Raw genomic sequence first — 1,111 nt, 5'->3', positions numbered from 1 at the left:
GTTATCGGCAGCATAGGTGATCGCATCAATGGAGGAAGATAGCGGGCATACCCCCGTCGCAGCGATAAGGAAGCAGCCAAAAAATGGGTCGCAGCTATAAATCAGATATTCGTAGCACGTCTTCAGGTTGCCAACAGAACTGTTAAAACCGACCCCAGCAATACCAATACCGTTATCTGTCTGAGCTGCCGCAATACCTGCGACATGGGTGCCGTGTCCAACCACGTCCTCTAACGTATCACTTTGATAGTCGGTGACAAATTTCTGTTGCTCGACACATTTTCCGTTCCCGAACTCAATGCTACTCACGCTATCCCCTGCCATACGACAATCAATACCGGAATCGAGAATTGCTATCTTGACGGCAGAACTACCTTTCGTCATATCCCAAGCTTCGGGAGCATTGATATCTGCACCAGGCAAGCCAGAGGCCTCATCCAGATACGGACCAAATAGTGGGTCATTCACCACGGTAGAATGTACTTGCCCAGTATTATTGAGCGCCCACTGCTCAGAAAAGTAGTCACTAGCATAGATACTTCCACCGAGACCTTCATTGGGAACATACTGAACAATGTGGTTGATATCAGGTTCTGCATACAACACATTCGGGTTCTGGTTAAAACGGGCTAACTGCGCTTCCACTGTTCCAACGGGCACTTGCAAGACATGCACATCAATGCCGGAAATGACTTTGAGCGCTTCGGCTCTGCTCTCACGCATCAACTCCCCTACGTCAGACGCCGCTGCACCGGGACGGAATTTAACGAGAATACGATCTACGGCATAAGCCGGAGGTGGAGTTGTATGAACGGGATGAGGATGACTATCGAGATAAGCCTGCGGTATAGCAAGGCTTTCTGGAACTGCCGCCTGCACAATCGCAGACGACAACAATAAAATCGGCAAGGATAATGAATGATGCATGGCACTATACTCCGTGTTGGATAAGTCCCTTCCTTGACTGAGGAACTCCATTTGCCAGATGAAACGGCAGCGGGTACGACTCAGCCCCCATCAAAACCTTTTAGCTTAGAATAGAAGTCTAATGATAAATTTACCAATAAGAAAAATATCTAAGGCATGCAATAGACCGATAGCGACAGTGAGA

Annotated in this window: 1 protein-coding gene; it reads right to left on the bottom strand. The window is 48.2% G+C overall.

Annotated elements, in window-relative coordinates; all coding sequences use genetic code 11:
• Window positions 1-927, bottom strand: a 927-nt coding sequence (locus R7M72_RS25520) for a S8 family serine peptidase (RefSeq protein WP_411913729.1), incomplete at its 3' end; no start/stop codon positions are given.
• Window positions 928-1,111 lie beyond the last annotated feature (184 nt).

The organism is Vibrio sp. YT-18, assembly GCF_033337345.1.
Taxonomy (GTDB): domain Bacteria; phylum Pseudomonadota; class Gammaproteobacteria; order Enterobacterales; family Vibrionaceae; genus Vibrio; species Vibrio alginolyticus.
This window is presented reverse-complemented; position numbering and strand designations above follow the sequence as displayed.